We start from the raw sequence: 25,555 nt of genomic DNA on the forward strand, positions 1-25,555 counted from the left end.
TGAGCTACGGGCACGCGTGAACGATGATGAAAGATGCGAACGACCGTGCGTACCTACAGTCGCCGCGTGAAGGCCGTCATGGGCAGCGCGCAGCGGCGCCGCTACTGAGCCGACATGCAAGGTTACCACTTCACGCGCAGTGCTCGGGCGCTCCTTTTCCGGGCTTTATCCGCGTCGCGATTTCGCGGATTTCAGCTCGTGAGGCGGCGGGCGGCGTCGACATCGGCGTGAATCTGCTCGATCAACGCCTCGATGGAGTCGAATCGGGTGTTGCCACGTAGCCGGGCGCGGAATTCGACCGCCACATGAACCCCGTAAAGCTCTAGATCATCCCGATCAAGCGCATAAGCCTCGACTGTCCGCGGCACTCCCTCGAACGTCGGATTCGTACCGACCGAGATCGCCGCCGGCCACCGCTCCCCCTGGTAGAGCGCGGGCAGATTGGCCATCGGCACGCACTCCAGCCACCCCGCGTAGACCCCGTCGGCCGGGATGGCGGTGTGCTGGGCGGTCTCGACGTTCGCCGTCGGGAAGCCGAGCTGGCGTCCGCGCTGGTAGCCGCGTACGACGACGCCCTCCACCCGGTGCGGCCGCCCGAGCTGCTCACTGGCGCCCTCGACGTCGCCCGTGACGATCCGCGCGCGGATCGAGGCCGAGGAGACGGCGTCGAGCAGGGGCACGGCCTCCATCTCGAAGTCGTACTTGTCGCCCAGCGTCCGCAAAGTCTCCACATCCCCGCTGGCCTCGTGGCCGAACAGGAAGTCCTCGCCCACCACGACGACGGCCGCCGCCAGCCGCTCGGCCAGCACGGTCTGGACGAAGTCGTCCGGGCTCGTCCGCGACAGGTCGAGCGTGAACTCCACCACGTCGATCTCGTCCACCCCAAGCCCGGCCAGCAGTTCGGCCCTGCGCCGCGGGCTGGTGAGCCGCAGCGGATGCGTCCCGGGCCGCACGACCTCGTCGGGGTGCGGCTCGAACGTGACGGCCACGCTGCGCAGCCCCCGCCCGCGGGCGATGGCGACAGCGCGTTCGACCACCCGCCGGTGCCCGCGGTGGACCCCGTCGTACACGCCGATGGTGACGACAGACCTTCCCGAACCCTGCACGCTAGGCCCCATTCGCTTGTGGCGGATCAATCCCCCACAAGCCTGCCACGCGCGTCACCGTTCGCTCCAATCGAGGGCGATAGGATCGGGCATCATGCCTCGTTACGCGCTTCTGATCCTGCCTGCCTTCAACCGGGTCTACGGGGAGAGCTCCATCCGGCTGACCAGGAGTGAGCTGGCGGTCTTCAGCAGGTACGGCTTGGACGGGAAGGTCCTCGCCAGCGAGGAGACCACAGTCGGCGGTGTGCCGTATGTGACTTTCGAGACATCCGAGCCGCTGACGCAGCCGGATATTTCTCTTTTGTCGAATCTTTCCTCTGTTTATGCGATTTTCGGGGTTGAAGGGGAGCTGCTCCGGCCGCTCTCCATGTCGTCGCTCGACCGGCTGAGCAGCGACCTGATCACCATCCAGAAATACGCCGGAAAGACCAACGAGCACTTCACCAAGCTGCTGCTCAACGTCACCCTGCTGGCCGGGGCCAAGGGGCTGGGCGAGCGGCTCTCGGTCTTCGACCCGCTGTGCGGGCGCGGCACGACGCTCAACCAGGCCCTCATGTACGGCTACGACGCGTACGGGCTCGACGTCGACGGCAAGGACTTCGAGGCGTACTCCGGGTTCATCAAGACCTGGCTGCGCAACAAGCGGCTCAAGCACACCGCCGAGACCGTGCCGGTGCGGCGCGAGCGGGCCCTGGTCGGGCGGCGGCTCAACGTCACGTTCGGGCTGTCGAAGGAGGCGGTCAAGGCCGGCGACGTGCAGCACCTGGCCGTGGTCAACGCCGACACCCTCAAGAGCAGGGACTTCTTCAAGCCGCGTTCGTTCGACGCCCTGGTGACCGACACCCCGTACGGGGTCCAGCACGGCAGCAAGGGCGGCGGCGGGCTGTCGCGCAGCCCGATGGAGCTGCTGCGACAGGCCGTGCCCGGCTGGGCCGAGCTGCTGAGGCCCGGCGGGGCCATGGGGATCTCGTGGAACACCTACGGCGGCAAGAGCTCGGAGCTGGCCCAGATCCTCGACGGGGCGGGGCTCCAGGTGATGGACTACCCCGACTTCGAGCACTGGGTCGACCAGGCGATCGTCCGCGACATCATCGTCGCCCGCAAACCCGCATAACCCCTTACGAAGCCCTCAGAGGGGCCTAGGAGATGAAGACGGCGAGGGGTTTGGCCACCTGGCCCTGCTCCTCCATCAGCGCCAGCAGCTCGCCCTCAGGCCCGAAGACGCCGATCGGCCCCTTGCCCAGCCCGGCGGCCGCCAGCCGCCCCCCGTGCCCGATGACGCGTGCCTCCTCGGCCGTCACGTCCCGGCGCGGGAACGCCGCCGCCACCGCCTCGCCGATGGGCAGGATCACGCACTCCTCGGCGAGCTGGTCGATGGTCCTGGCCAGCGACAGGCCGTAGGGCCCCACGCGGGTGCGCCGCAGCGCCGTCAGATGCCCTCCGACCCCGAGCGCCGCGCCCAGGTCGCGGGCCAGCGCGCGGATGTAGGTGCCGCTGGAGCAGGTCACGACCGCGTCCACGTCCACGACGTCGTCGTGCGCCCGGATGTCGAGCACGTCGAACGTCCGCACGGTGACGGGCCGGGCCCGCAGCTCGACCTCTTCGCCCGCGCGGGCCATCTTGTAGGCGCGTTGCCCGTTCACCTTGATGGCGCTCACCTGCGGCGGGATCTGCATGATCTCCCCGGTCAGCGCCGCGACGCCCTTGTGGATCTCGGCCGCCGTGACACCGGACGCCGGGGCCGTGGCGGTGACCTCGCCCTCGGCGTCGTCGGTGTTCGTGCTCACGCCGAGCCTGATCGTGGCCTCGTACACCTTCTCGGTCAGCGTCAGGTGGCCGAGCAGCCTGGTGGCCTTCTCCACGCCGACCACCAGCACGCCCGTCGCCATCGGGTCGAGTGTGCCCGCGTGTCCCACACGGCGGGTGCCCGCGATGCGCCGCATCTTGGCCACCACGTCGTGGGACGTCCACTCGCCCGGCTTGTCGACGATGATCAGCCCGCTCTCGACCATCCAACCTTCCCAAGTTCGCGCCGGAAGGCGTCCATGGTCGCCTCCACGGTCTCGTGCGAGGTGTAACCGGCCGCGTTGTGGTGCCCGCCGCCGCCCAGGGCCGCGCACGCGGCCCCGACGTCGGCGTTGCCCTTGGATCGGGTGGACACCTGCCAGTCGCCCTGGTCGTCCTCCTTGAGCACGACCGCGACCTCGGCCTCGTCCGTGCGCCGGACGATGTCGATGATGCCTTCCAGCTCCGCGTACGGGAGCCCGTGCGCGGCCCGGTCGACCCGCGTCACGTACGTCCAGACCAGCCCGTCCTCCAGCGCCGCCCGGTCGAGGGCGGCGGCCAGCACCTTGAGGTAGCCGAACGGGGAACGGTCCCACAGCTCACGGGCGATCTCGTCGGTGCGCAGCCCGGTCGCCACGAGCCTGGCCGCCATCTGGTGCACGGCGGGCGTGGTCGAGGAGTGCCGGAACGACCCCGTGTCGGTCACCAGCCCGGTGTAGAGGCAGACGGCGATGTCGCGGTCGAGCCCCCCGCCGAGCCGGTACATCAGCTGCTCGGCCAGCACGGCCGTCGCGGCGGCCGTGGAGTCGATGAGGCTGAGCGTGCCGAACCCCTCGTTCGAGGGGTGGTGGTCGACGACGATGACCTCGCGGGCCCTGGCGGTGTTCTCGCGCAGGAGCCCGAGGCGTTCGAACGTCGATACGTCGAAGGTGATCATCAGGTCCGGCGCCGCAGGATAGTCCGCCGGCGGCACCAGCATGTCCTGGCCGGGCAGGAAGCGCAGCAGCCGCGGCACCACGAAGTGGTGGTCGCCGAACGACGCGACGACCCGCTTGCCCAGCGACCGCAGCACGAACCCCACGGCCAGCATCGACCCGAGGGCGTCGCCGTCGGGCGTCACGTGACAGGCCAGCGCGATCTCGTCGGCCCGGCCGATCAGCCGCAGGGCCCGGTCCCATGCGGCCTCGGGGATCGCGCCGCCGGTGACCGTACGGGAGTCCGCACGGAACGGGCGATCCGCCCTGTCTCGCACGTCGGGCGTCACGCCTGGTCGTCCTCGCTCAGGTCCGCTTCGCCCTCCTCGGGCTTGCGGTAGGGGTCGGACTCGCCGGCGTAGGAGGCGTTCTCGGCCCGGCGCGCCACCTCCGCGTCCCGGGACCGGGCGGCGGTGATCAGGTCGTCGAGGTGACGCGCGGAGTCGGGCAGCGGGTCGTGCTTGAACGTCAGCGTCGGGGCGAAGCGCACGCCGGTCTGGCGGCCCACCTCGGAGCGGATGATCCCCTTGGCGCTCTCGAGGGCGGCCGCGCTGTCGGACCGCTCGGCCTCGGAGCCGTACACGGTGTAGAACACGGTCGCCTCGCGCAGGTCGGCGGTGACGCGCGTGTCGGTCACGGTGACGAAGCCCAGGCGCGGGTCCTTGATCCGGCGCTCCAGCATCTCGGCGACGATCTGCTGGATGCGGTCGGCGAGCTTCCGCGCTCGTGCGGCATCCACCATGTTCGCTCCCCCTCACGCACGATCTGGCCGTGCAGTCGTTCAATCTTCGTCGTTGTAGAGCCGATGCCTGGCCGACAGCAGCTCGATCTCCGGGCGGAAGGCCACCATCCGCTCGCAGGCGTCCATGATCTCGTTGCAGTTACCCGCGGAGGAGGAGACCACCGCGACGCCGACCTCGGCCCTGCGGTGCAGGTCGAGATGGCCGACCTCGGCCACCGCGATGCTGGGATAACGGCGCTGCAGCTCGGCGATCAGCGGCCGTACGACAGAGCGCTTCTGCTTCAGCGACCTGACGTCGCCGAGCAGGATGTCCAGGGTCAGAGCACCCACATACATCGTTGGTAACCACCGCTTGATCTGGTGTGGTGAACGCACGCCCGGCCTGCTGCGGTGGGGACCAGGCCAGGACGTGCGAGAGGCGCCCGGCGGATCTCCCGCCGGGCGCCGCGCCGCGCGTTAGTCTCGCGGCTTCTCCCGCATCTCGAAGGTTTCGATGACGTCGCCTTCCTTGAGATCGTTGTAGCCGATGCCGATACCGCACTCGAAGCCCTCGCGGACCTCGGTGACATCGTCCTTCTCCCGCCGCAGCGAGGAGACGGTGAGGTTGTCGGTCACGACGACACCGTCGCGGATGAGGCGGGCCTTGCTGTTGCGCACGATCCGGCCCGAGCGGACCAGCGAACCGGCGATGTTGCCGATCTTCGGCACCTTGAAGATCGCGCGGATCTCCGCCGTGCCCAGCTGGACCTCTTCGAACTCGGGCTTGAGCATGCCCTTGAGCGCCGCTTCGATTTCCTCGATCGCCTGGTAGATGACCGAGTAGTAGCGGATGTCGACGCCCTCGCGCTCGGCCAGGTCGCGCGCCCGGGGCTCGGGGCGGACGTTGAAGCCGATGATGACCGCGTTGTCGTCGGCCACGGCCAGGTTGACGTCGTACTCGGTGATCGCGCCGACCGCGCGGTGCAGGACACGGAGCCTGACCTCGTCGCCGACGTCGATCTTGAGCAGGGCGTCTTCCAGGGCCTCGACCGAACCGGACACGTCACCCTTGATGATGAGCTTGAGCTCGTCGACGCTGCCCTTCTCGAGGTCCTTGAAGATGTCCTCGAGGCTGCGGCGACGGCTCGACTTCGCCATGTCGGCGCTGCGCTTGCGCGCCGCGCGCTGCTGGGCGATCTGGCGGGCCATCCGGTCGTCGGTGACGACGATGAAGTTGTCACCGGCGCTCGGCACGGCCGTCAGACCCATCACCAGGACGGGACGGGACGGCGTGGCCTCATCGACCGGCTCGCCGTTGTCGTCGAGCAGCGCCCGGACGCGGCCGAAGGCCTCGCCACAGACGATCGAGTCGCCGACGCGCAGCGTGCCGCGCTGGACCAGGACGGTCGCGACGGGGCCGCGGCCACGGTCGAGGTGAGCCTCGATCGCGATGCCCTGGGCGTCCATCGTCGGGTTGGCCCGCAGGTCGAGCTCGGCGTCCGCGGTCAGCAGGATGGCCTCGAGGAGGTTGTCGATGCCCGTGCCGTTCTTCGCCGAGATGTCGACGAACAGCGTGGAACCGCCGTACTCCTCTGCCACCAGACCGTACTCGGTGAGCTGGGCCCGCACCTTGTTGGGGTCCGCGCCCTCCTTGTCGATCTTGTTGACCGCGACCACGATCGGCACGTCGGCCGCCTGGGCGTGGTTGAGAGCCTCGATCGTCTGCGGCTTCACACCGTCGTCGGCCGCGACCACCAGCACCGCGATGTCGGTGGACTTGGCGCCTCGGGCACGCATGGCGGTGAACGCCTCGTGACCCGGGGTGTCGATGAAGGTGATCTTCCGGTCGATGCCCTCGTGCTCGGCGGCAACCTGGTAAGCACCGATGTGCTGGGTGATGCCACCCGCCTCGCGCGCCACCACGTTGGTCTTGCGGATGGCGTCGAGCAGCTTGGTCTTACCGTGGTCGACGTGACCCATGACGGTCACGACCGGCGGACGCGCGGCGAGGTCGTCCTCGTCGCCCTCGTCCTCGCCGAACTCGATGTCGAAGGCCTCGAGAAGCTCGCGGTCCTCCTCCTCCGGGCTGACGACCTGGATGTTGTAGTCGAGCTCGTTGCCGAGCACCTGCAGCGTCTCTTCGTTGACCGACTGCGTCGCGGTCACCATCTCGCCGAGGTGCAGCATGATCTGCACGAGCGAGGCGGGGTTCGCGCCGATGCGGTCGGCGAAGTCGGACAGCGACGCGCCGCGCGGAAGGCGGATCGTCGCGCCGTTGCCGCGAGCGACCTGCACACCGCCGATCGCCGGCGCCGACATGTTGTCGAACTCCTGGCGCCTCTGCCGCTTCGACTTGCGCCCGCGGGCCGGACGGCCGCCGGGACGCCCGAAGGCTCCCGCGGTGCCGCCACCGCGACCGCGACCGCCGCCACCGGGACGACCGGCGAAACCACCGCCGCCGCCACCGGGACCACCGGTGCCGGTGCGCTGGCCGGTGCCACCGCCGCCGCCGGGACGACCGGCGAAGCCGCCGCCGCCGCCGGGACGACCGCCGCCGCCACCGGGACGGCCACCGCCGCCGCCACCGGGACGACCGCCACCGCCGCCACCGCCGGGACGGCCACCGCCGCCACCACCGGGACCGGCAGGACGACCCTGCGGCATCATCATCGGGTTGGGACGCGGACCGCCGGGACGGGGACCACCCGCGCCGGGACCCGGACGCGGACCGCCCGCACCGGGCGGGCCCGGACGCGGACCGGGACGGGGACCGGCGTCACCGGTGCCACCGCGGCCCTGCGGCGGGCGCGGCATCGCGCCGTCGCGCGGCGGGCCGTCGCGGCGCTCGCGGCGGTCGGGACCGCCGCCGTCGCGCTGGCCGCCGGGACGCGGCGGACGGGACTGGCCCATGCCGCTGGCGGTCGAGGAGAACGGGTTGTTACCGGGACGCGGACCACGCGGGCCCGGCTTGGGACCCGGACCGGGGCGGGGACCGCCGCCGGTGGGCGCGCCTGGACGCGGCGCCTGCCGGTCGCCCCGGTCGCCGCCACCGTCTCTCTCCCTGGGACCCGGACGGGGCGCGGGACCCGGCTTGGGGCCGGGACGGCCACCGCCGCCACCACCGCCGCCAGGGCCGGGACGCGGACCCGGAGTCGGGCGCGCGGGCGCGCCGCTCTCGAACCGTGCCTGAGGAGCCCCGGACGTCTCACCGCGAGCAGCCTCGGGCTGCTGCGGCTGCTGGTGAGGCATGGGCACCGGCGGGCGCGGCTGACCGCCGCCCGCGGGGCCCGGACGCGGACCCGGACCGGGCCTGGGGCCCGGCCCCGGACGCGGGGCTGAGGGGACCGGCGCCTGCGCGGCGCCGTTACCGGCCTGGCCTTCTGCCGGCCGGGGAGCAGCCTTGGGCGGCTGCGGCCTGTTGGACGGCTGTCCGCCGCCTCTGGAGGGCCCACCCTTCGATGCGCCCAGAGCTTCGGTGAGCCTGCGGACCACCGGCGCCTCGATGGTCGAGGACGCCGAGCGGACGAACTCTCCCATCTCCTGGAGCTTGGCCATGACGACCTTGCTCTCTACGCCGAACTCCTTAGCGAGCTCGTATACCCGGACCTTCGCCACTGCACTCCCTTACTCGGCCCGGGAGGCTGGCTATGCCGTCCGGACCGTCGCTAACTTGACGTCTTCATCGCCGCGTGCTCATCAGGCGCTCATAGCAATCTGACTCCGCCCATCAACTCGGCGTCCTACATGACATTTGCGTGGTCTCCCTCCAGTTGCGCCCGCACGCGCGAGACGTCAAGCGGTCCCGCCACGCGGAAAGCGCGCGGAAACGCTCGGCGACGCTCGGCAAGCTCCAGACAGCTCAAGGACGGATGCAGCGATGCACCGCGGCCAGGAAGCCGTCCTCGCAGGTCAGGGACCACATGGTCCTCGACCCGCACCAGACGGAGCAGCTCGGACTTAGCCGTACGAACCCTGCAGCCCACACAGGTGCGCTGTGGGGTCGCTTGGCCACCATATTCCAGCTTACCGTGTTGACGCATCTACGGAACCGGCGGCATCTTCGGCCTGAGTATCCGGCCGGATGTCGATCCGCCATCCGGTGAGTCTCGCGGCAAGCCGGGCGTTCTGGCCCTCTTTCCCGATGGCCAGCGAAAGCTGGTAGTCGGGCACGGTCACCCGTGCGACGCGCCCCTCGAGATCGAGCACCTCGACATGAGAAACACGCGCTGGTGACAGGGCATTCCCCACGAACTCGGCCGGATCTTCCGACCAGTCGATGATGTCGATCTTCTCGCCGTGCAGCTCGGTCATCACGTTGCGCACCCGCGAGCCCATCGGCCCGATGCAGGCGCCCTTGGCGTTGACGCCGGGCTTGCGTGACCTGACCGCGATCTTCGTACGGTGGCCCGCCTCGCGCGCCACCGCGGCGATCTCCACGGTGCCGTCGGCGATCTCGGGCACCTCCAGCGCGAACAGCTTCTTCACCAGCCCGGGATGCGTGCGCGACAAGGTGACGGAGGGGCCCTTGTGGCCCTTCTTCACCTGCACGACGTAGACGCGGATGCGCTCTCCGTGCACGTAGTCCTCGCCTGGGACCTGCTCGGGGTGCGGCAGCACGGCCTCGATCTTGCCGAGGTCGACCAGCACCACCCGCGGGTCCTTGCCCTGCTGGATGACGCCGGAGACCAGCTCGCCCTCGCGGCTGGCGAACTCGCCGAAGTTGATCTCGTCCTCGGCGTCGCGCAGCTGCTGCAGGATGACCTGCTTGGCGGTGGTGGCGGCGATCCGGCTGAAGTTGCTGGGCGTGTCGTCGTACTCCCTGACGACCTCGCCGTCCTCGTCCAGCTCGGCGGCCCAGATCGTGACGTGACCGCTGCTGCGGTCGAGCTCGGCGCGCGCCTTGGAGGCCGCGCCGTCGGTGCGGAAGTAGGCGATCAGCAGCGCGTCCTCGATCGCCTTGACGACCAGGTCGAAGGAGATGTCCTTTTCTCGCTCGAGGCTGCGCAGGACGCTCATGTCGATGTCCACGACGGCTCCCCCTTAGCCTTCGTCGCCGTCGACGTCGTCGATCCGGCGGAACTCCACCTGTACCCGTCCCCGGGTCAGGTCCTCGTAATCAAGTCTGCGTGCGCCGCCCTCGACGTCGAGGTCGACACCGGCCTCGTCCGCGGCCAGAATGCGGCCCTCCACCACGGTGCCGTCTCGCATCTCGGCCTTCACCAGGCGTTTCGCGGCGCGGCGCCAGTGGCGTGGCTCGGTGAGCGGGCGGTCGACGCCCGGCGAGGAGACTTCCAGCGTGTAGGCCGTCTGGCCCATCGAGTCGTCGTCGTCGAGGGCCGTGGAGACCGCCTGGCTCACGTCGGCCACGTCGTCGAGGCTCACGCCGCCGTCGCGATCGACGATCACGCGCAGCAGCCGCCTCTTGCCGGCCTGGGTGACCGTGATGTCCTCAAGATCGAGGCCCTCCGCGCTGACCACAGGCTCAAGGAGCTTCATCAGGTGGTCGCGGGGTGATGCGCTGCCCATATCGACCTCCCCTATTGTCATGTCTCAGCCGGGCGGACCTCGCCTCTGGCTCTCCGCCGTCTGGCCGCTCAGCCAGCGACGACAGTTGACACCCTATCTGTATGGGGGCACGGAAAGAGCGCCACTCGTCATGGTCGAATGGCGGAGCGTCGCCTGACAGCGATCGCGGGCACCAGCCCGTACGATGCTACCGACGAGAAAGCCCCCGAAGGGCCCGCCGCCGCGGCGTCGATCGGGTGCGCCTGCCCATGGGCGGCTTTCCCGTCGGTCGGCTCCACCGTCACTGGAGGTTCTAGCCCGTGCGCCCGCGTCACCTCTCCCGGCGAGCCTTGCTGGCGGGCGGAGCGGCCGCTCTCACCGCCTGCAGCGCCACCGGCCCGCCGCAGCCGTCCGTCCGGGCCTCCGACTCCCCTGAGACCACGCTGCTGAAGGAGCTGATCGCGGAGAAGGAGCGGACGATCGCGCTCTATTCGTCGCTGATCTCCGGCGGGGCGCAGAAACTGGTGCCGTTCCGTGATCGTCACCAGGCCCACGTGAACGAGCTACGCAAATACGTCACCGTGGCCTCGGCCCCGCCTGTCACCGCCACCCCGACCTCCTCCCCCAAGCCGTCCCTGTCGCGCCTGCGCGATCTGGAGCGCAAGGCGGCGGCCCTGCGGATCCGCCAGCTCGACCGCGTCTCACCGGGCGTGGCCCAGCTCCTCGCCAGCATCGGGGCCTGCGAGGCCGCCCACGCACTCGCCCTGCCGAGGTCGCTGTGAACCCCGACGACGTCGAGAAACTCCGCAAGGCGCTGGCCGCCGAGCACGCCGTGCTGTTCGCGTACGGGCTGCTGGGGGCGCGGACGTCGGGGTCGCTGCGGGCCAGGATGAGCGCGGCCTTCGACGCCCACCGGACGCAGCGCGACCAGCTCCGCACGTTGATCACGGCGCGGGGCGGGCGGCCGGCCGAGCCCGACGCTTCCTACGCGCTGCCGTTCTTCCCCTCCGGGCCGGCGCTGGCGGTCAGGCTGGCGGTGCACCTGGAGACCGGCGTCACGGCCGCCTACCTCGAGCTGGCCGCCGCGCAGGACGTCTCGCTGCGCCGCTACGCCGCGCAGGCCATGCAGGAGGCGACGACCCGCTCGTACGCCTTCCGTCCCGCCCAGCCCCCGGCCTTCCCCGGCATGCCCGCGGCAGCCCCGCCCCCGTCCCCGCCCTCGTCGCCCTCGGCGTCGCAGGAGGGCGGCTGACCCTCCGCACTGCGCGGGCTCATCACCGGTACAGGACGGAGAGCAGGTCGGGGCCGAGGCGTTCGACGGCGTCGGCGTCGAGCTGGTAGTAGACGACCGAGCCGCGCCGGTGGGTGTGCACGAGCTGGGCCTCCCTGAGCCTGCGCAGGTGCCTGGAGACCTGGGGCGCGGTCATGCCGAGCTGGATGGCCAGCTCGGAGGTGGCGACGGGGTTGCGCAGGATCGCGTACGCCAGCCGCAGCCTGGTCGGATCCTGGAGCGCGGCGAGCCGGCGTCTGGCCGTCTCCAGCGTCGGCGTGGCGGCGCCGTCGGCGCTGTACTGGATGACGACCGGGTAGCCGGGATAGTGCTTGATCACGAAGTGCGGCCGGCCGTGCACGGTCGGGACGAGCAGGCAGGGCCGCCCCTCGTCCACGCGGGCGGTGGCGTTGTAGAGCTTGTCGAACACGACGCGCAGCGGCCCTCGCGCGCCGGACGACGTGGACGCGGTCGGGAGGTCGGCCAGGACCAGGGCGCCACGCCGGTGCAGGTCGCGTACGCGTGCGGCGCGGTCGCGGTCGAGGGCCGGCCGCAGCGACGGCCATTCGGCGTCGAAGGCCGCGGCGGCGAAGTCGGCGAGGAAGCCGAGCAGCTCGCCGCGGAACGCCTCGGGATCGGCGCGCAGCCGGGCGCCGATCTCCATGCGGCTGGTGGAGATCAGCCGCAGCCGCTGCAGCACCTCGTCGCTGAGCCTGGGCGCCAGCTCGGTGTCGTTCTTGCCGATGAGGGCCTGCACGGTCATCGCCACGAAGTCCCCGATGGGCAGCCCGGCCACCTCCCGCAGCTCGCCGGCCAGCGTACGCGCCGGCCCCGCCGACAGCGGCAGCAGGTAGCGGGCGCGGAAGGCGCTCCAGAGCGGCGCCCAGGCGGCGGCCGTGGCCAGCAGCTCGCTGTCCAGCCCGGCGTGCGCCCTGGCCACCCAGCTCGCGCTGCCGGGGTGGTGGCCGGGCTCGTCGAGGACGTGGAGGCAGGCGCACAGCTCGGCCAGCGGCGACCGCTGGACGGCGACGGATCCGGTGCCGGGGGAGTCGAGGAGGAGCGTGACGGCCACCCTGCACATTACCGCGTTGACGACAATCTGCTTGAGAGTCACCCGGCGTTTGCCCAGGCTGTGGCGTCATGGCTGAGGAACTGCACGTGGTCAAGCATCCGACCGGCTTCTATTCGGCGGGTGCGACGACCGTATTCGCGTCGAGGTACGACCAGAGGTTCTCCTACTGCTTGTACGTACCGTCGGCGCACGACCAGGACGGCGCTCCCCTGCCGCTGGCGGTTCTGCAGCACGGCACGGGACGGCGCGGCCCGCAGTACCGGGACAACTTCGCCGAGTGGGCCGAGAAGCACGGCTGCCTCGTCCTGGCCCCCCTCTTCCCCGCCGGCATCGGCGACGACCCGTACGACCTGCACAGCTTCAAGTTCCTCAAGTACGGCGACATCCGCTTCGACCACGCGCTGCTGGCCATGGTCGAGGAGCTCGGCGAGCGCTTCAACGTACGGACCGAGCGGTTCCTCCTGCACGGGTTCTCCGGCGGCGGACAGTTCGTGCACCGCTTCGCCTACCTGCACCCCGACCGGCTCACCGGATTGTCAATCGGTGCACCAGGGCGGATAACGTACATCGATCACAGCAGCCCGTGGTGGATCGGGCTGGAGGGGTTCGAGGAGGAGTTCGGCAGCGCTCCCAGATTCGAGGAGCTTCGTGACGTGCCGGTGCAGATGGTCGTGGGCAGTGCGGACGTGGAGACCTGGGAGATCAACAACCAGGGCGACTCCAACTGGATGGACGGCGCCGACGCCCACGGGGTCACCCGCATCGAACGGCTCAGGGCGCTGCGCGACAACTTCGAGGCCCATGGCATCGACGTGCGGTTCGACGTCGTGCCGGGCGTGGGTCACGACCCGATGTCGGTGCTCGAGCCGGTCAAGGACTTCTTCGCATCGATCCTCACCCCCCGGGAGTCATCATGAAGATCAAACTGTTGGCCGCCGCCGCGGTGGCCGTGACGCTCAGCGGCTGCGCCGTGGGCGAGGCCACCGACTCGGGTGGCGGCTATCCCAGCAAGCCCTTGTCGATCATGGCGCCGGGCAGCCCCGGCGGCGGCTGGGACACGCGGGCGCGCGGCATCGCCAGCACGCTCAGCGAGTGCAAGGTGGCCGACGTGGACACCACGGTCACGAACGTGCCCGGCGCGGGCGGCACCATCGGGCTGGCCCAGTTCGCCAAGAAGAAGGGCGACCCGTACCAGCTCATGGTCATGGACAGCGTGACCATGCTGGGCGGCATCGTGAACAACAAGTCGCCGGTCGACCTGGCCACCCTCACCCCCGTGGCCGGGCTGAGCCGGGGGCCGACCGCGATCGTGGTGGCGGCGAAGTCGCCGTACAAGGACCTGAAGTCGCTGCTGGACGCCATGGAGGCCAAGCCCCACAGCGTCAAGTGGACGGGCGGCTCGCTCGGCGGGCCCGGCCAGATGACGGTGGCGGGCCTGGCCAAGGAACGGAACGTCGCCGCCAAGGACGTCAACTTCGTGCCCACGGCCGGCGGCGGCGAGTCCCTGAACCTGCTGCTCAGCGGCGCCGCGACGGCCGGCATCGACACCGTCGCCGAGCTGCGCGCGCAGATCTCCGCGGGCGAACTGCGGGTGCTGTCGGTGGACTCCGAGCAGCGGGTCGCGGGGATCGACGCGCCCACGATGAAGGAGCTCGGCCTGGCCAACGCGGCGATCTCCACGCTGGCCGGCGTGCTCGCTCCCGCCGGGCTGACCAAGGAGCAGCAGCAGGACGTCATCGGCCTGCTGGACAAGGTGCGCCAGACCCCCTGCTGGAAGAAGGTGCTCGAGCGCAACAACTGGGTCGAGGACTGGCAGCCGGGCGACCAGTTCGGCCAGGTGCTGGCCCAGCAGCGGACCCAGGTCACCACCATCCTGGGCGAACTGGGGCTCGGCAAGTGACCCAGCGGATCGTCTCGCTCGGCTTCCTGGCGGCGGCCGTGGTGGTGCTGGCCCAGGCGTTCGCGATCCCGCAGGGCGAGGGCTACCAGGCGGTGGGGCCGCGCGCGTTCCCGCTGCTGGTGGGGGTCGGGCTGGCGGTGGTGTCGGTCATCGGGGTCGTCCAGGCCTTCAGACCGGGTACGCGGGAGCCGGCCCCCGCCACCACCGATGCCGGCGCTGAGGTGGCGGAGAAGCCGCACTGGCCCTCCGTCCTCCTCCTGATCGGCAGCCTGGCCGCGTACGCGATCCTCCTGGTCCCGGCCGGCTACTGGCAGGCGACCACCGCCTTCTTCGTCGCCGTCGCCAGGGTGCTGGGCAGCAGGAGGCTGGTGCGCGACGTGCTCGTGGGGCTGGCGCTGGCGCTGGCCACGTACTTCCTGTTCGACCGGCTCCTCGGCATCTCGCTGCCGCCGGGCCTGGTCAGATTGGCGATCTGAGATGGACGTGCTCGGCAACCTGCTGGACGGCTTCGGCCACGCGCTGAGCCTGCAGAACCTGCTGCTCGCCATGCTCGGCGTCACCGTCGGCACGCTGGTCGGCGTGCTTCCCGGGCTCGGGCCCGCCACGACGATCGCGTTGCTGCTGCCGCTGACGTTCGTGTTCGATCCGGTGGGGGCGTTCGTGATGTTCGCCGGGATCTACTACGGCGGCATGTACGGCGGCTCGACGACCGCGATCCTGCTCAACATCCCGGGCGAGACGGCCTCGATCCCCACGACGCTCGAGGGTTATCCGATGGCCAGGCGCGGCCGGGCGGGGGCGGCTCTGGCCACGGCGGCGATCGGGTCGTTCGTGGCGGGCACGATCTCGACGGTCGTCATCACCTTCCTGGCCCCCGGCATGTCGAACATCGCCAAGCTGATCCAGCCGGCCGAGTACTTCTCGATCATGGTGCTCGCGTTCGTGACGGTGACCTCGCTCATGGGGGACTCGATCGTACGGGGGCTGTCGAGCCTGTTCCTCGGCCTGACGATCGGGATGGTGGGGATCGACCAGATGACCGGGCAACCGCGGTTCGCGTTCGGCGTGCCGGACCTCTACGAGGGGCTGTCGGTGGTGGCGGTCGCCGTGGGACTGTTCGCGGTGGCGGAGGCGATCTCCACGGCCGCCTCCCGGCACCAGCCGGCGCAACCTCCGGTCGCGGTCTCCGGGAAAGTGGGGATGACCCGCGAGGACTGGCGCAGGTCGTGGAAGCCCTGGCTGCGCGGGACCCTGTTCGGCCTGCCGATCGGGTCACTGCCCGCCGGAGGCGCCGAGCTTCCCACGTTCCTGAGCTACAACGTCGAGAAGCGGCTGTCCAAGCACAAGGAGGAGTTCGGCCAGGGCGCGATCGAGGGCGTGGCCGGGCCCGAGGCGGCCAACAACGCGGCGTTCTCCGGGGTCCTGGTGCCGCTGCTGACGCTGGGCATCCCGACGTCGGCCACGGCGAGCATGCTGCTGATCGCGTTCCAGATCTACAACGTGCAGCCCGGGCCGCAGCTCTTCGACCAGCAACCGGTGCTGGTGTGGACGCTGATCGCCAGCCTCTACATCGGGAACGTGATGCTGCTGGTGCTCAACCTGCCGCTGATCCGGGTCTGGGTGAAGCTCCTCACCGTCCCCGCCGCCCTCCTCACGGCCGCCATCCTGACCTTCGCCACGCTGGGGGTCTACTCGATCTCCCAGAGCGTCTTCGAGGTGCTGGTGGCGTACGGGTTCGGGCTGCTGGGCTGGATCCTGCACCGGGCCCGGTACCCGGTGGCGCCGCTGATCCTGGGAGCGGTGCTGGGGCCGCTGATGGAGGTCCAGTTCCGCCGCGCCCTGGCCTTCAGCGAGGGCGACCCCTCGATCTTCGTCACCCGCCCGGTCTCCCTGGCCATCCTGCTCATCGCAGCCGCCTGCCTCATCGGCCCGCCCCTGCTCCGCCGCCGCACCAGAACCCCCGTTCCCGCTGCCTGACGCTTCGAGCTCGCCTCCAAGGGTGCGTTACCCCCGGAGGCGGGTCGATGCGCCGAGCCCCGAAGGGCCCGGCGCGAAGGCCTGGATCAGGCGAGCGCGGCGATGATGCGGTCGGCGGCCTCGGACAGGGGGATCTCCGACTTCTCCCCGGAGACCCGGTCCCGAAGCTCCACGACCCCCTGCGACAGCCCGCGCCCGACCACCACGATGGTCGGCAGCCCCAGCAGCTCGGCGTCCTTGAACTTCACCCCCGGCGAGACCGAAGGCCGGTCGTCCACGAGCACCCGCACCCCGCGCGACTCCAGCTCGGCCCCCAGCTCCAGGGCCGCCTCCACCTGGTTTTCCTTGCCGGTCCCGACGATGTGCACGTCCGCGGGAGCGACCTCGCGGGGCCACACGAGCCCGAGCGAGTCATGGGCCTGCTCGGCGATGACCGCCACGGCCCGGGAGACGCCGATGCCGTAGGAGCCCATCGTGATGCGGATCGGCTTGCCGTCGGGGCCCAGGGCGTCGAGGCCGGCGGCGTCGGCGTACTTGCGGCCGAGCTGGAAGATGTGGCCGATCTCGATGCCGCGGTCGATGGACAGGCCGGAGCCGCACCGGGGGCAGGGGTCGCCGGCGCGTACCTCGGCGGCCTCGATCGTGCCGTCGGGGGTGAAGTCGCGCCCGGCCACCACGTTGGCGGCGTGCTTGCCCGGCTCGTTGGCGCCGGTCACCCAGGACGTGCCGGTGACGACCCGGGGGTCGACGAGGTAGCGGATGCCGAGCGAGCTCAGGACCTGCGGCCCGATGTAGCCGCGTACGAGCCCGGGGTGCTTGGCGAAGTCGGCGGCCTCGAAGATGGCGGGCTCGCCGGGCGCCAGCGCCGCCTCCAGGCGCTTGAAGTCGACCTCGCGGTCTCCGGGCACTCCGATGATCAGGGTCTCGACCTTGTCGGAGCCCGGCGTGGTGACCTTGACCACGACGTTCTTGAGCGTGTCGGCGGCGGTGACGGACAGGCCGTGGTGCTCGTTGACGTACGACACCAGCGTCTCGATGGTCGGGGTGTCGGGCGTGTCCATGACCTGCAGCGGCGCCGCGTCCTCGACCGGACGGGCGGCGGGCGCGGTCGTGACGACGGCCTCGGCGTTGGCCGCGTAACCGCACGAGTGGCAGGCCACGAACGTGTCCTCGCCCGTGGGCGTGGGCGCCAGGAACTCCTCCGACGCCGACCCGCCCATCGCCCCCGACTGGGCGAACACGATCTTGTAGTCGATGCCGAGCCGGTCGAAAAGGCGGATGTAGGTGTCGCGGTGCTGCTCGTAGGCGTGCTTGAGCCCGTCGTCGTCGAGGTCGAACGAGTACGAGTCCTTCATCAGGAACTCGCGCCCACGCAGGATGCCCGCCCTGGGCCGGGCCTCGTCGCGGTATTTGGTCTGGATCTGGTAGAGGATGACCGGATAGTCCTTGTACGAGGAGTATTCGCTCTTGACCATGTCGGCGAAGAGCTCCTCGTGCGTGGGACCGAGGAGGTAGTCGGCGCCCTTGCGGTCCTGGAGCCGGAAGAGCGTGTCACCGTATTCGGTCCAGCGGCCGGTGGCCTCGTAGTATTCGCGGGGCAGCAGGGCGGGGAAGAGCACCTCCTGGCCGCCCATCCGGTTCATCTCCTCGCGGACGATCCTGGCGACGTTCTCCAGCACCATCTTGCCGAGGGGCAGCCAGGAGTAGATGCCGGGTGCCACCCGGCGAACGTAGCCGGCGCGGACCAGGAGCTTGTGGCTCGGCACTTCCGCGTCTGCCGGGTCGTCCCGCAGGGTGCGAAGAAACAACGACGACATGCGCAGCAACACGGCTACTCCTTGCTCGAACCTGGATGTGAAGGATTACAGGCTATCGACTCCGGGTGGCGTCGCGCGCGGGCTTATCCACAGGTCCCGCAGGACTCAGACCGTCAACGGGATCCAGCCGGACACGAAGGCGGCCAGAAACGCCGTGAACAGAGCGGAGAACACCGCCGACAGCGCCAGCGCGCGTACCCGGCCCCAGGCGTTCCTGCGCAGCAGGAGCACCAGCGCGACGGACAGCAGCCCGATCAACAGCGCCGGGACCGGCCAGAAGGACCGCTCACTGTCGATGAACCCCGGAGTCGCCCGGTCCACCACGTCCGCGATCAGCGCCGCGCCGACCGCGCCCGCCGCGAGGTCGCCCCAGACGTCCTGCCTGCGGGTGGCGAACGCCAGCAGGCCCAAGGCGACGAGCAGGGCGAGCGTCCAGTTGAGCCCGGCGGCGCTGCCTCCGACGACGTCGAAGGCCATACTGCCGCTCAGCGCGCTCGTGCCCATGGCCGCGACCAGCGTGGACGCGACGGCCAGGAACGTCGTCAGCAACGCCCACCCGAACCCCGACGCCGTGGCGCCCACGGCCAGCGACAGGCCGAGATAGACGTACGGGTCGTAGATCTGACCGACCCACGCGGGACCCTTGCCGGCGAGGAGCATGCCGACGAGCCCGACGGCGAGTCCTCCGAAGAAAGCCGACAGAAGGTGACGTTCGATGCCGCGCTGCCGCCGGTCGTACTCGGCCAGGTCGGCGTAGTCGATGCTGGTGTCGTCCATATCCATTTCCCTGGTCAACCCTCCCCCGGGTAACCCTTGGGATGACCAGTGCCAGATTATGTGACTGTACAAAAAAGGCAAATTTGGGCCACCCGAATGCAAAACAAACAATCGCTTGGTTAGCATGGGTCCGTGGCACTCCCCGATGAGCTCCGCGCCGTCGTCCGCGACTACCTCGCCGACCGGCCGGACGCACCGTGGCAGGCTTTCGCGCACGACGTGGGGATCGCGGGGCTGCTCGTCCCCGAGGAACACGGCGGGGCGGGATGCGGTCCGGCCGAAATGGCCGCCGTGAGCGAGGAACTGGGCCGGGCGCTGTCGCCCCACCCCTTCCTGCAGACGGCGGTGATGGCCGTCGAGGCGCTCACGGCGAGCGGGGCGCACGACCTCCTCCCGGCGCTCGCCGACGGCGCCACGACCGCGACCGTGGTGCCGCCGGGCGAGAGCGCCCTTCGGCTGGAGTCCGGTCTGCTCACGGGCGTGGTCCCGTACGCGCTGGCGGGCGAGCTGGCGCTGGTCTACGTGGACGGGCTGCTGGTGGCGGCCGTGCCCGCGCGGGCGAGGACGTACCGGACCATGGACGAGAGCCGGCCGTTGCAGGAGCTCTCCTTCCGGGACACCCCGGTACGGCGGCTCGGCGACGGCTCGTCGTGGCCCCGTGTACGCGACCTCGGGATCGCGGCGCTGGCCGCCGAGCAGGTGGGCGGGGCGCAGCGGTGCCTGGAGATGGCGGTGGAGCACGCGAAGCGGCGGCGGCAGTTCGGGCGGCCGATCGGGTCGTTCCAGGCGATCAAGCACAAGCTCGCCGATCTGCTGCTGGTGGTGGAGTCGGCCAGGTCGGCGGCGGGGGCGGCGGCGGTCGACGAGGCGTACGCGGCGATCGCGGGGTCGTACTGCACGGAGGCGTATCTGGCGGCGGCGGGTGAGAACATCCAGGTGCACGGCGGGATCGGGATCACCTGGGAGCATCCTGCGCACCGCTACCTCAAGCGGGCCACCTCGGACGCGCAGCTTTTCGGGCCGCCGCAAGCCCATCGCGCCCGCCTGGCGGCCCACGCGCTCGCCTAGCGCTCCGGCATCCCGCCGCACTCCGGCGGAGGCCCCTTTGGGGGAGGAGGGAAGCGGGGGCGGGTCAGCCGCCGAGCAGTTCTTCCCAGGGGTGGCGGGTGTTGGTGCGGCGGGTGGTGTCGAGGGCTTCGGCCAGGCGCCAGAAGCCGGGCCGCTCCCGTACGGTGGCCCGCCCGATCGGGTCGATGGCGCGCAGCTCGAACCGCACGCCCATCACGTCGAGCACGGCCGAACCGCTGCTCCCCGGCCCGGCCTCGGCGACGAGCGGGCCGTCGTAGTCGGGGTCGCGCACCTGCTGGACCAGCAGTGAGGCCACCTCGGACGCGTACGGCCCGTCGCGCCACTCGATGTGCCAGCTGTGATCGGCCCCTCGCCACCACGTCAGGTCGCGGCACGACTCGATGAAGTCGGCCTCGGTCGCCAGCGCGGCCATCACCCGGCCGAACGCCTCATACCTGCGGGCGCTGGTGAGCGAGAGGTCGTCGTCGGCGGAATCGGGGTACGGGCCGGGCCGCCGCAGCGCGCGCTTTCGCTTCACAGCCATCCACTCTGATCGGGCACGCGCCCTTCCCGCAAGTCTTCGCTGCTGATACGCTCTACCAAGCGAGCGCTTGGTTCACTACTTCGGAGGCGCGATGACGTCCCTACGGATCAGCCTGGGGTATGAGCTGGAGGTTCGCGGTCGCACCCGCGAAGTGGAGCAGCGGACGTTCCAGAACGTGGTCGACCAGGTCGTGCTGGGCGACCGGCTGGGGTTCGACACGGCCTGGTTCGTGGAGCACCACTTCACCAGGGGCTTCTCCCACTCCTCCGCGCCCGACCTGGTCCTGGCCGCCATTTCGCAGCGCACCGAGCGCATCCATCTGGGGCTCGGCGTGGTGCTGCTGCCGTTCCAGTCCCCGATCCGCACGGCGGAGCGCGTCGCCACGCTGGACGTGCTGAGCGGCGGCCGGGTGGAGTTCGGCACGGGACGGGGGGCCTCGCCTCTGGAGTACCAGGCGTTCCAGCGGCCGTTCGAGAAGTCGCGGCAGATCTGGGAGGACTCGCTGGAGGCGACGCTGGCCATCTGGCAGGCCGACGGCGAGCCGATCAGCCGGTCGAACGAGTTCTTCGAGATCCCCGACGTGGCCGTCTACCCGCGCCCGGCCCAGCGGCCGCACCCGCCGGTGTGGGTGGCGTCGACCTCGCTGGAGGGCTATCTGGCGGCGGCCAAGCACGGGTACAACCTGCTCGGCATGACGATGCTCAAGGGCATCGACGACGTGGCCTCAGACATCACGAAATATCGGGAATGTCTGGCGGAGCATGGCTTCGACCCCGCGAGCCGCCGCGTCGCCCTGATGATCCCCTGGTACGTCGCCCCCACCCGCGACGAGGCGACCGCCTCGGCCGCCGACGCCGTCCTGTGGTACATCCGCCGCCAGGTCAACCTCGTCACCCCGCCCGACTACTACGACGCCCGCCACGCCACCCACCGGGTGCTGGGGCAGCTCGCGGCCGGGATGCCGCCCGACGAGTCCATGGCCACGCTGCGCGAGCACCTGATGGTGGTGGTCGACGACGTGGAGGGCTCGCGCAAGGCCCTGGCCAGGATCGCCGAGGCGGGTGCGACGGACCTCATCATCCAGGCGCAGGTGGGCGGGCTGGCGCATGAGCGGGTGTGCGACTCGATGACGCTGTTCATGACCGAGGTGGCACGTTGACGGCCCGCCCGACGCCCCGGACGCTCGACCGTACGGAGATGGTGCTTTGATGGCCCGCTGGCTCACCCGTGACGACCTCGGCGCCGCCGCGCGGTCCGCCACCGGACTCCTGCTCGTCTCCCCCGACCTGTCGAGCACCGTCCCGCTGGACCCCCGCGACCACGTACTGACCGTGAAGGCCCTGCGTGAGTGCGGGATCGGCGAGCGCGAGCGCGTCGTGGTGGCACTCGCCGAACCCGCGGGCGCGCTCTGGACGGCCGCCGCGGCCGACGTGGCCGAGGCCGCCGCCGACGTGGGCCCGCGCGGCCGGATGCGCCTGCACCACGCGCTGGCCGCCCTCAAGGCCTCCACCCTGGTCAGCACCCCGACGGGCGCGATGGACCTCCTGGCCCGCCTGCACCTGGAGTTCCTGCTGGACCCGCTGGACCTCGGGATCAGGAACATCGTCCTCACCGGCGAGATCGCCTCCAAACGGACGATCGCCCACCTGGCGGGAGAGTTCGAGGCCAGGGTGACGGAGGTGTTCGCGAGCCCGTTCACCGGCGGCGCCCTGGCGTGGCGGGCGTCGGAGGACGAGCCGCTCACCCCGCTCGCCGACGACGTGCTGGGCCTGGCGGCGCTGACCAAGGACGACTCCCCCGACCCCGCGGCCGAGCTCGCCGAGCTGGTCGTCACCTCCGCGGCCGGCGACACCGTGCTCAGGACCGGCCAGGTCACCCGGCTCGGCGGTGCGGGCATACCCGCACCGGCCCACACGGTGGGCGACCACGTGCTGGTCAGAGGCGTGTGGCTGGCGCTGCCGCGCATCGAGAAGGCGCTGTCCAAGATCGACGGCGTGTCCGGCTGGGACCTGTCGATCAGCCGTCAGGGGACGCTGGACGCGGCCGTGCTCACGATCACGTTCAGCCGGGCGAGCCTGGTCCGCAACCCCATGTGGAAGTCGCGGGTCCAGCAGGCCGTCCAGGCGCTGACGCCCATCTCGATCGACGTGGAGATCGCCCAGGACGTCTCCGAGAGCCCCGCGCCGGGCACGGTGAACGACCTGCGCGGCCACCACCTCGGAAGGGACCGCGCTCTCATCACCTAGGGGTGACATGGCACCGATGCCGGACTGGGGAACGCTCCCCCGCATGCTTCGCGACCAGGCAGAGAACCATCCCGGCGCCGTCGTGGTCGCCGAGGGCGGCACGCAGACGACACTGTCCGAGCTGCGGGCCTCGGCGGCCGAGATCGCCCGCGGCCTCATCGCCCTCGGCGTCGGGCCCGGTGACCGGGTGGCGATGTGGGGGGTGAACTCGGCGTTCTGGGTGCGGCACGCGTTCGGGATCTGGGACGCGGGGGCGGTCATCGTGCCGCTCTCGTCCCGTTTCAAGGGCATCGAGGCCGCCCAGCTGATCGAGAAGACCGGCGCCAAGGTGCTCATCACCGGAGCGGGCCCGTCGGCCGCCCCCCTCGCCGACCTGCTGCCGCCCCTTTCCGGCCTGCGCCGCCCGGACGACTTACGCGCCCTGGGCACGCGGGTCTCCGCCCGGGAGGCCGAGGGACGGGCGCTCGCCGTACGCCCCGACGACCTGTGCGAGATCATGTCCACGTCGGGCACCACCGGCGTGCCCAAGGGCGTCATGATCGACCACGCCCAGGTCCTGCGCGGCTACTGGGACTGGTCCGAGATCGTCACCCTCGACGAGCGCGACCGCTATCCGATCGTCGCCCCGTTCAGCCACGGGTTCGGGCTGAACGCGGGGCTCATCGCCTGCGTCCTGCGCCGGGCCACGATGATGCCGATCCCCGTCTTCACGCCCGACGCCGTGATGTCGCTGATCTCCTCCGAGCGGATCACGGTGCTGGCCGGGCCGCCGACGCTCTTCCACCGGATACTGGACGAGCTGGACCGCGGGTCCTGGGACGTGTCCTCGCTGCGCGTGGCCATCTGCGGCGCCGCCGCCGTCCCCGCCCGCCTGATCACGCGGCTGGTGGAACGGGTCGGGCTGGAGCGGATGATCAACGCGTACGGGCTGATGGAGGGCACGGTCGTCTCCATGACCCGCGCCGGGGACCCCATCGACGTCATCGCCAACACCACCGGCAGGACCGTGCCCGGGATCGAGGTGCGGATCGTGGACGACGACGGCAAGGAGGTCGAGGCCGGGGAGCGCGGGGAGATCCTGCAGCGGGGCTACGGCGTGATGCGGGGGTACTGGGGCGAGCCCGCGCGGACGGCGGAGGTCGTGGACGGCGACGGGTGGCTGCACACGGGGGACGTGGGGGTGCTGGACCCGTCGGGCAACCTGGCCATCGTGGACCGCAAGAAGGAGCTCTACATCGTCAACGGGTTCAACGTCTCGCCGGCCGAGGTGGAGTCGCTGCTGCTGCGGGAGGGGTCGCTGGCGCAGGTGGCGGTCGTGGGCGTGCCGGACCCGGTCAGGGGAGAGGCGGGGGTGGCGTACGTCGTCCCGCGGCCCGGGGTCGCCGTCGATCCGGCGGGGCTGATCGGCTGGGCCAGGGACAACATGTCCAACTACAAGGTGCCCAGGCGGGTCGTGGTGGTGGACTCGCTGCCGGTGAACGTGAACGGCAAGGTGGACAAGCTGACGCTCCGCACGTCGGCCGAGGCTCTCTTGAGGGAGTGAACTCCATCTCCGGCAAGGTGAGAACGTCTGCCGGGGCTCCAGGGCGGGTAGGGTCAAATTAGCGCCATCTGCCCCAGGAGCTGCCATGTTGCGCCTGTTGGCCGGGGAGGCCGCACGTAGATTCGGGGGGCGCGCCGCTGTCGTCACCGGCTCCGCCGTGCTGACCTTCGCCGACCTGGACCGGCTCTCCGACCAGGTGGCCGCCGGGCTGGCCCATCGGGGGACGCGCGTCGGCGACGTCGTGGCGCTGGCGCTCCCGGACGGGCCCGAGTTCGTGATCTGTTACGTGGCGGCCGCGAAGATCGACGCGGTGACGGCCGGCATCGGGACCGAGCGGCCGGAACTGCTGGCCCGGCTGGACCCGGCCATCGTCATCACCGCCCCCGGGGTGCTCCCGCCGCTGCCCGGGCTCGACGTGGTGACGCTGCCCATCGAGCGCGGCGCCCCCGTCCGGCTCGGGAGCCTGTGCAGGCGGGAGCCGCCACCGCCGCCGTTCCCGCCGGACCCCGCACGACCGGTCGTGATCACGTTCACCTCGGGCAGGACGGGACCGCCCAAAGGGGTCGTGTTCGGCAACAAGCAGCTGGAGGCGATCAGAGCCCACGGGGCGGGGACGCGCTGGGGGACGGGCGACGCGCGGCTGGTGCCGCATCCGCTGGGCCGGCTCGGGTTCGCCACGCGGCTGCCGATGTTCCTGCAGACCGGGCGGACCTGTCACGTCCTGCCCGAATGGAGCCCGGACGCCGCGATCAAGGTGATCCGCGAGCATGGGATCGAGGTGCTCCACGGCACCCCGTACCAGCTCTCGCGCATCCTGGCCTGCGGCGGGGACCTGCCGGACCTGGCCCTCGTCCTGTCCGCCGGCGCGCCCGCCCCGCCCAAGCTGATCAGGGCGTTGCGGGACAGATACCGCGTGCCTGTGTGCAACCGCTACATCTGCCCCGAAGCCGGGCTGGGGCTCGGCACCCGGCCCGACGACCCGCCCGAGGACGCCGAGGTCTGTGTCGGCAGGCCCCGGGGCGGTGTGGACGTGTCGATCAGGAGCGCCGGCGGACGCGTACTGTCAGATGAGGACGAAGGCGAGGTACTCCTCCGCTCCGAGGCTGTGATGAGCGGCTACGTTGGCAAGAACACCGATCATGCGGTGTTCGCGAGAGACGGGTTCATCCGGACCGGCGATCGGGGATACCTGGATCACACCGGCCGGTTACATCTGGTGGGACGCGTGTAACCGAGTCTTAGGAGGCAGC

General features: G+C 70.9%; 25 protein-coding genes. 12 read left to right on the forward strand and 13 right to left on the reverse strand.

From position 1 onward, the window contains the following. Nucleotides 1–191 precede the first annotated feature (191 nt). The gene (locus AB0L65_RS04725) at nucleotides 192–1,118 is read right to left on the reverse strand and encodes a bifunctional riboflavin kinase/FAD synthetase (RefSeq protein ID WP_364240258.1); all 927 of its coding nucleotides are present in this window, start codon (nucleotides 1,116–1,118) and stop codon (nucleotides 192–194) included. An 82-nt stretch (nucleotides 1,119–1,200) separates the two neighbouring features. On the opposite strand from AB0L65_RS04725, the gene AB0L65_RS04730 reads away from it, so the two are divergent. After that, a complete protein-coding gene (locus tag AB0L65_RS04730) occupies nucleotides 1,201–2,220 on the forward strand; it encodes an SAM-dependent methyltransferase (RefSeq protein ID WP_364240260.1) in 1,020 nt (339 codons plus the stop codon). A gap of 25 nt (nucleotides 2,221–2,245) precedes the next feature. Here the strand turns inward: AB0L65_RS04730 and truB are convergent, their stop codons facing one another. The 8 genes from truB to rimP all read right to left on the reverse strand — a co-directional run bounded on the left by truB (nucleotide 2,246) and on the right by rimP (nucleotide 10,112). Then, complete coding sequence (gene truB, locus AB0L65_RS04735) at nucleotides 2,246–3,118, reverse strand: tRNA pseudouridine(55) synthase TruB (RefSeq protein ID WP_364240262.1); 873 nt, start codon at nucleotides 3,116–3,118, stop codon at nucleotides 2,246–2,248. After that, the gene (locus AB0L65_RS04740; protein WP_364240264.1) at nucleotides 3,100–4,155 is read right to left on the reverse strand and encodes a DHH family phosphoesterase; all 1,056 of its coding nucleotides are present in this window, start codon (nucleotides 4,153–4,155) and stop codon (nucleotides 3,100–3,102) included. The genes truB and AB0L65_RS04740 overlap by 19 nt, the downstream gene beginning before the upstream one ends. Continuing rightward, nucleotides 4,152–4,607 (reverse strand): 30S ribosome-binding factor RbfA, encoded by a 456-nt coding sequence (rbfA, locus tag AB0L65_RS04745; protein WP_350724643.1) that lies wholly within the window; start codon nucleotides 4,605–4,607, stop codon nucleotides 4,152–4,154. Before rbfA ends, AB0L65_RS04740 begins: the two co-directional genes overlap by 4 nt. 39 nt (nucleotides 4,608–4,646) lie before the next feature. Beyond that, nucleotides 4,647–4,943, reverse strand: a complete 297-nt coding sequence (locus AB0L65_RS04750) for a DUF503 domain-containing protein (RefSeq protein ID WP_350724641.1) — start codon at nucleotides 4,941–4,943, stop codon at nucleotides 4,647–4,649. Nucleotides 4,944–5,063: 120 nt separating this feature from the next. Continuing rightward, nucleotides 5,064–8,201 carry a translation initiation factor IF-2 gene (gene infB / locus AB0L65_RS04755; RefSeq protein WP_364240266.1) on the reverse strand — a complete coding sequence of 1,046 codons (3,138 nt, stop codon included), beginning with the start codon at nucleotides 8,199–8,201 and terminating at the stop codon, nucleotides 5,064–5,066. A 125-nt stretch (nucleotides 8,202–8,326) separates the two neighbouring features. Continuing rightward, on the reverse strand, nucleotides 8,327–8,626 hold the full coding sequence (locus tag AB0L65_RS04760; RefSeq protein ID WP_185071781.1) for a YlxR family protein: 300 nt from the start codon (nucleotides 8,624–8,626) through the stop codon (nucleotides 8,327–8,329). Then, nucleotides 8,610–9,614, reverse strand: coding sequence for a transcription termination factor NusA (gene nusA, locus AB0L65_RS04765; RefSeq protein ID WP_355201585.1), 1,005 nt, complete (start codon nucleotides 9,612–9,614; stop codon nucleotides 8,610–8,612). Before nusA ends, AB0L65_RS04760 begins: the two co-directional genes overlap by 17 nt. Nucleotides 9,615–9,626: 12 nt before the next feature. Beyond that, nucleotides 9,627–10,112, reverse strand: a complete 486-nt coding sequence (gene rimP, locus AB0L65_RS04770) for a ribosome maturation factor RimP (RefSeq protein ID WP_364240268.1) — start codon at nucleotides 10,110–10,112, stop codon at nucleotides 9,627–9,629. 299 nt (nucleotides 10,113–10,411) lie between these two features. Here rimP and AB0L65_RS04775 point away from each other — a divergent pair, with 299 nt between their 5' ends. Then, on the forward strand, nucleotides 10,412–10,873 hold the full coding sequence (locus AB0L65_RS04775; protein WP_364240269.1) for a hypothetical protein: 462 nt from the start codon (nucleotides 10,412–10,414) through the stop codon (nucleotides 10,871–10,873). Next, a complete protein-coding gene (locus AB0L65_RS04780) occupies nucleotides 10,870–11,343 on the forward strand; it encodes a ferritin-like domain-containing protein (RefSeq protein WP_364240270.1) in 474 nt (157 codons plus the stop codon). The genes AB0L65_RS04775 and AB0L65_RS04780 overlap by 4 nt, the downstream gene beginning before the upstream one ends. 22 nt (nucleotides 11,344–11,365) lie before the next feature. On the opposite strand, the gene AB0L65_RS04785 is transcribed toward AB0L65_RS04780, so the two are convergent. Beyond that, nucleotides 11,366–12,433 (reverse strand): DUF5937 family protein, encoded by a 1,068-nt coding sequence (locus tag AB0L65_RS04785; protein WP_364240271.1) that lies wholly within the window; start codon nucleotides 12,431–12,433, stop codon nucleotides 11,366–11,368. A gap of 68 nt (nucleotides 12,434–12,501) precedes the next feature. Between AB0L65_RS04785 and AB0L65_RS04790 the strand changes: the two genes are divergently transcribed. From AB0L65_RS04790 to AB0L65_RS04805, 4 genes are read left to right on the forward strand one after another with little or no spacing between them, the layout of a single operon-like run. Next, on the forward strand, nucleotides 12,502–13,350 hold the full coding sequence (locus tag AB0L65_RS04790) for a hypothetical protein (protein WP_364240273.1): 849 nt from the start codon (nucleotides 12,502–12,504) through the stop codon (nucleotides 13,348–13,350). Continuing rightward, a complete protein-coding gene (locus AB0L65_RS04795) occupies nucleotides 13,347–14,333 on the forward strand; it encodes a tripartite tricarboxylate transporter substrate binding protein (RefSeq protein WP_364240275.1) in 987 nt (328 codons plus the stop codon). The genes AB0L65_RS04790 and AB0L65_RS04795 overlap by 4 nt, the downstream gene beginning before the upstream one ends. Then, on the forward strand, nucleotides 14,330–14,809 hold the full coding sequence (locus AB0L65_RS04800) for a tripartite tricarboxylate transporter TctB family protein (protein WP_364240276.1): 480 nt from the start codon (nucleotides 14,330–14,332) through the stop codon (nucleotides 14,807–14,809). Before AB0L65_RS04795 ends, AB0L65_RS04800 begins: the two co-directional genes overlap by 4 nt. A 1-nt stretch (nucleotide 14,810) precedes the next feature. Further along, on the forward strand, nucleotides 14,811–16,310 hold the full coding sequence (locus tag AB0L65_RS04805; RefSeq protein ID WP_364240277.1) for a tripartite tricarboxylate transporter permease: 1,500 nt from the start codon (nucleotides 14,811–14,813) through the stop codon (nucleotides 16,308–16,310). 86 nt (nucleotides 16,311–16,396) lie between these two features. Here the strand turns inward: AB0L65_RS04805 and AB0L65_RS04810 are convergent, their stop codons facing one another. Further along, nucleotides 16,397–18,139, reverse strand: coding sequence for a proline--tRNA ligase (locus AB0L65_RS04810; protein ID WP_364240279.1), 1,743 nt, complete (start codon nucleotides 18,137–18,139; stop codon nucleotides 16,397–16,399). Nucleotides 18,140–18,232: 93 nt separating this feature from the next. After that, nucleotides 18,233–18,904 carry a hypothetical protein gene (locus AB0L65_RS04815; RefSeq protein ID WP_364240281.1) on the reverse strand — a complete coding sequence of 224 codons (672 nt, stop codon included), beginning with the start codon at nucleotides 18,902–18,904 and terminating at the stop codon, nucleotides 18,233–18,235. A 132-nt stretch (nucleotides 18,905–19,036) separates the two neighbouring features. On the opposite strand from AB0L65_RS04815, the gene AB0L65_RS04820 reads away from it, so the two are divergent. Continuing rightward, nucleotides 19,037–19,972, forward strand: coding sequence for an acyl-CoA dehydrogenase family protein (locus tag AB0L65_RS04820; protein WP_364240282.1), 936 nt, complete (start codon nucleotides 19,037–19,039; stop codon nucleotides 19,970–19,972). Between the two features lie 64 nt (nucleotides 19,973–20,036). On the opposite strand, the gene AB0L65_RS04825 is transcribed toward AB0L65_RS04820, so the two are convergent. Beyond that, nucleotides 20,037–20,516 (reverse strand): hypothetical protein, encoded by a 480-nt coding sequence (locus AB0L65_RS04825; protein WP_364240284.1) that lies wholly within the window; start codon nucleotides 20,514–20,516, stop codon nucleotides 20,037–20,039. A gap of 91 nt (nucleotides 20,517–20,607) precedes the next feature. Here AB0L65_RS04825 and AB0L65_RS04830 point away from each other — a divergent pair, with 91 nt between their 5' ends. From AB0L65_RS04830 to AB0L65_RS04845, 4 genes are all read left to right on the forward strand, one after another. After that, the gene (locus AB0L65_RS04830) at nucleotides 20,608–21,675 is read left to right on the forward strand and encodes an LLM class flavin-dependent oxidoreductase (RefSeq protein WP_364240285.1); all 1,068 of its coding nucleotides are present in this window, start codon (nucleotides 20,608–20,610) and stop codon (nucleotides 21,673–21,675) included. Nucleotides 21,676–21,724: 49 nt separating this feature from the next. Then, nucleotides 21,725–22,762 carry a hypothetical protein gene (locus tag AB0L65_RS04835; protein ID WP_364240287.1) on the forward strand — a complete coding sequence of 346 codons (1,038 nt, stop codon included), beginning with the start codon at nucleotides 21,725–21,727 and terminating at the stop codon, nucleotides 22,760–22,762. Nucleotides 22,763–22,805: 43 nt separating this feature from the next. Then, nucleotides 22,806–24,305, forward strand: a complete 1,500-nt coding sequence (locus AB0L65_RS04840) for an AMP-binding protein (protein ID WP_364240289.1) — start codon at nucleotides 22,806–22,808, stop codon at nucleotides 24,303–24,305. A gap of 85 nt (nucleotides 24,306–24,390) precedes the next feature. Then, nucleotides 24,391–25,536 carry an AMP-binding protein gene (locus tag AB0L65_RS04845; protein ID WP_364240291.1) on the forward strand — a complete coding sequence of 382 codons (1,146 nt, stop codon included), beginning with the start codon at nucleotides 24,391–24,393 and terminating at the stop codon, nucleotides 25,534–25,536. Nucleotides 25,537–25,555 lie beyond the last annotated feature (19 nt).

Source organism: Nonomuraea sp. NPDC052116, from assembly GCF_040680035.1.
GTDB lineage: Bacteria > Actinomycetota > Actinomycetes > Streptosporangiales > Streptosporangiaceae > Nonomuraea > Nonomuraea angiospora_A.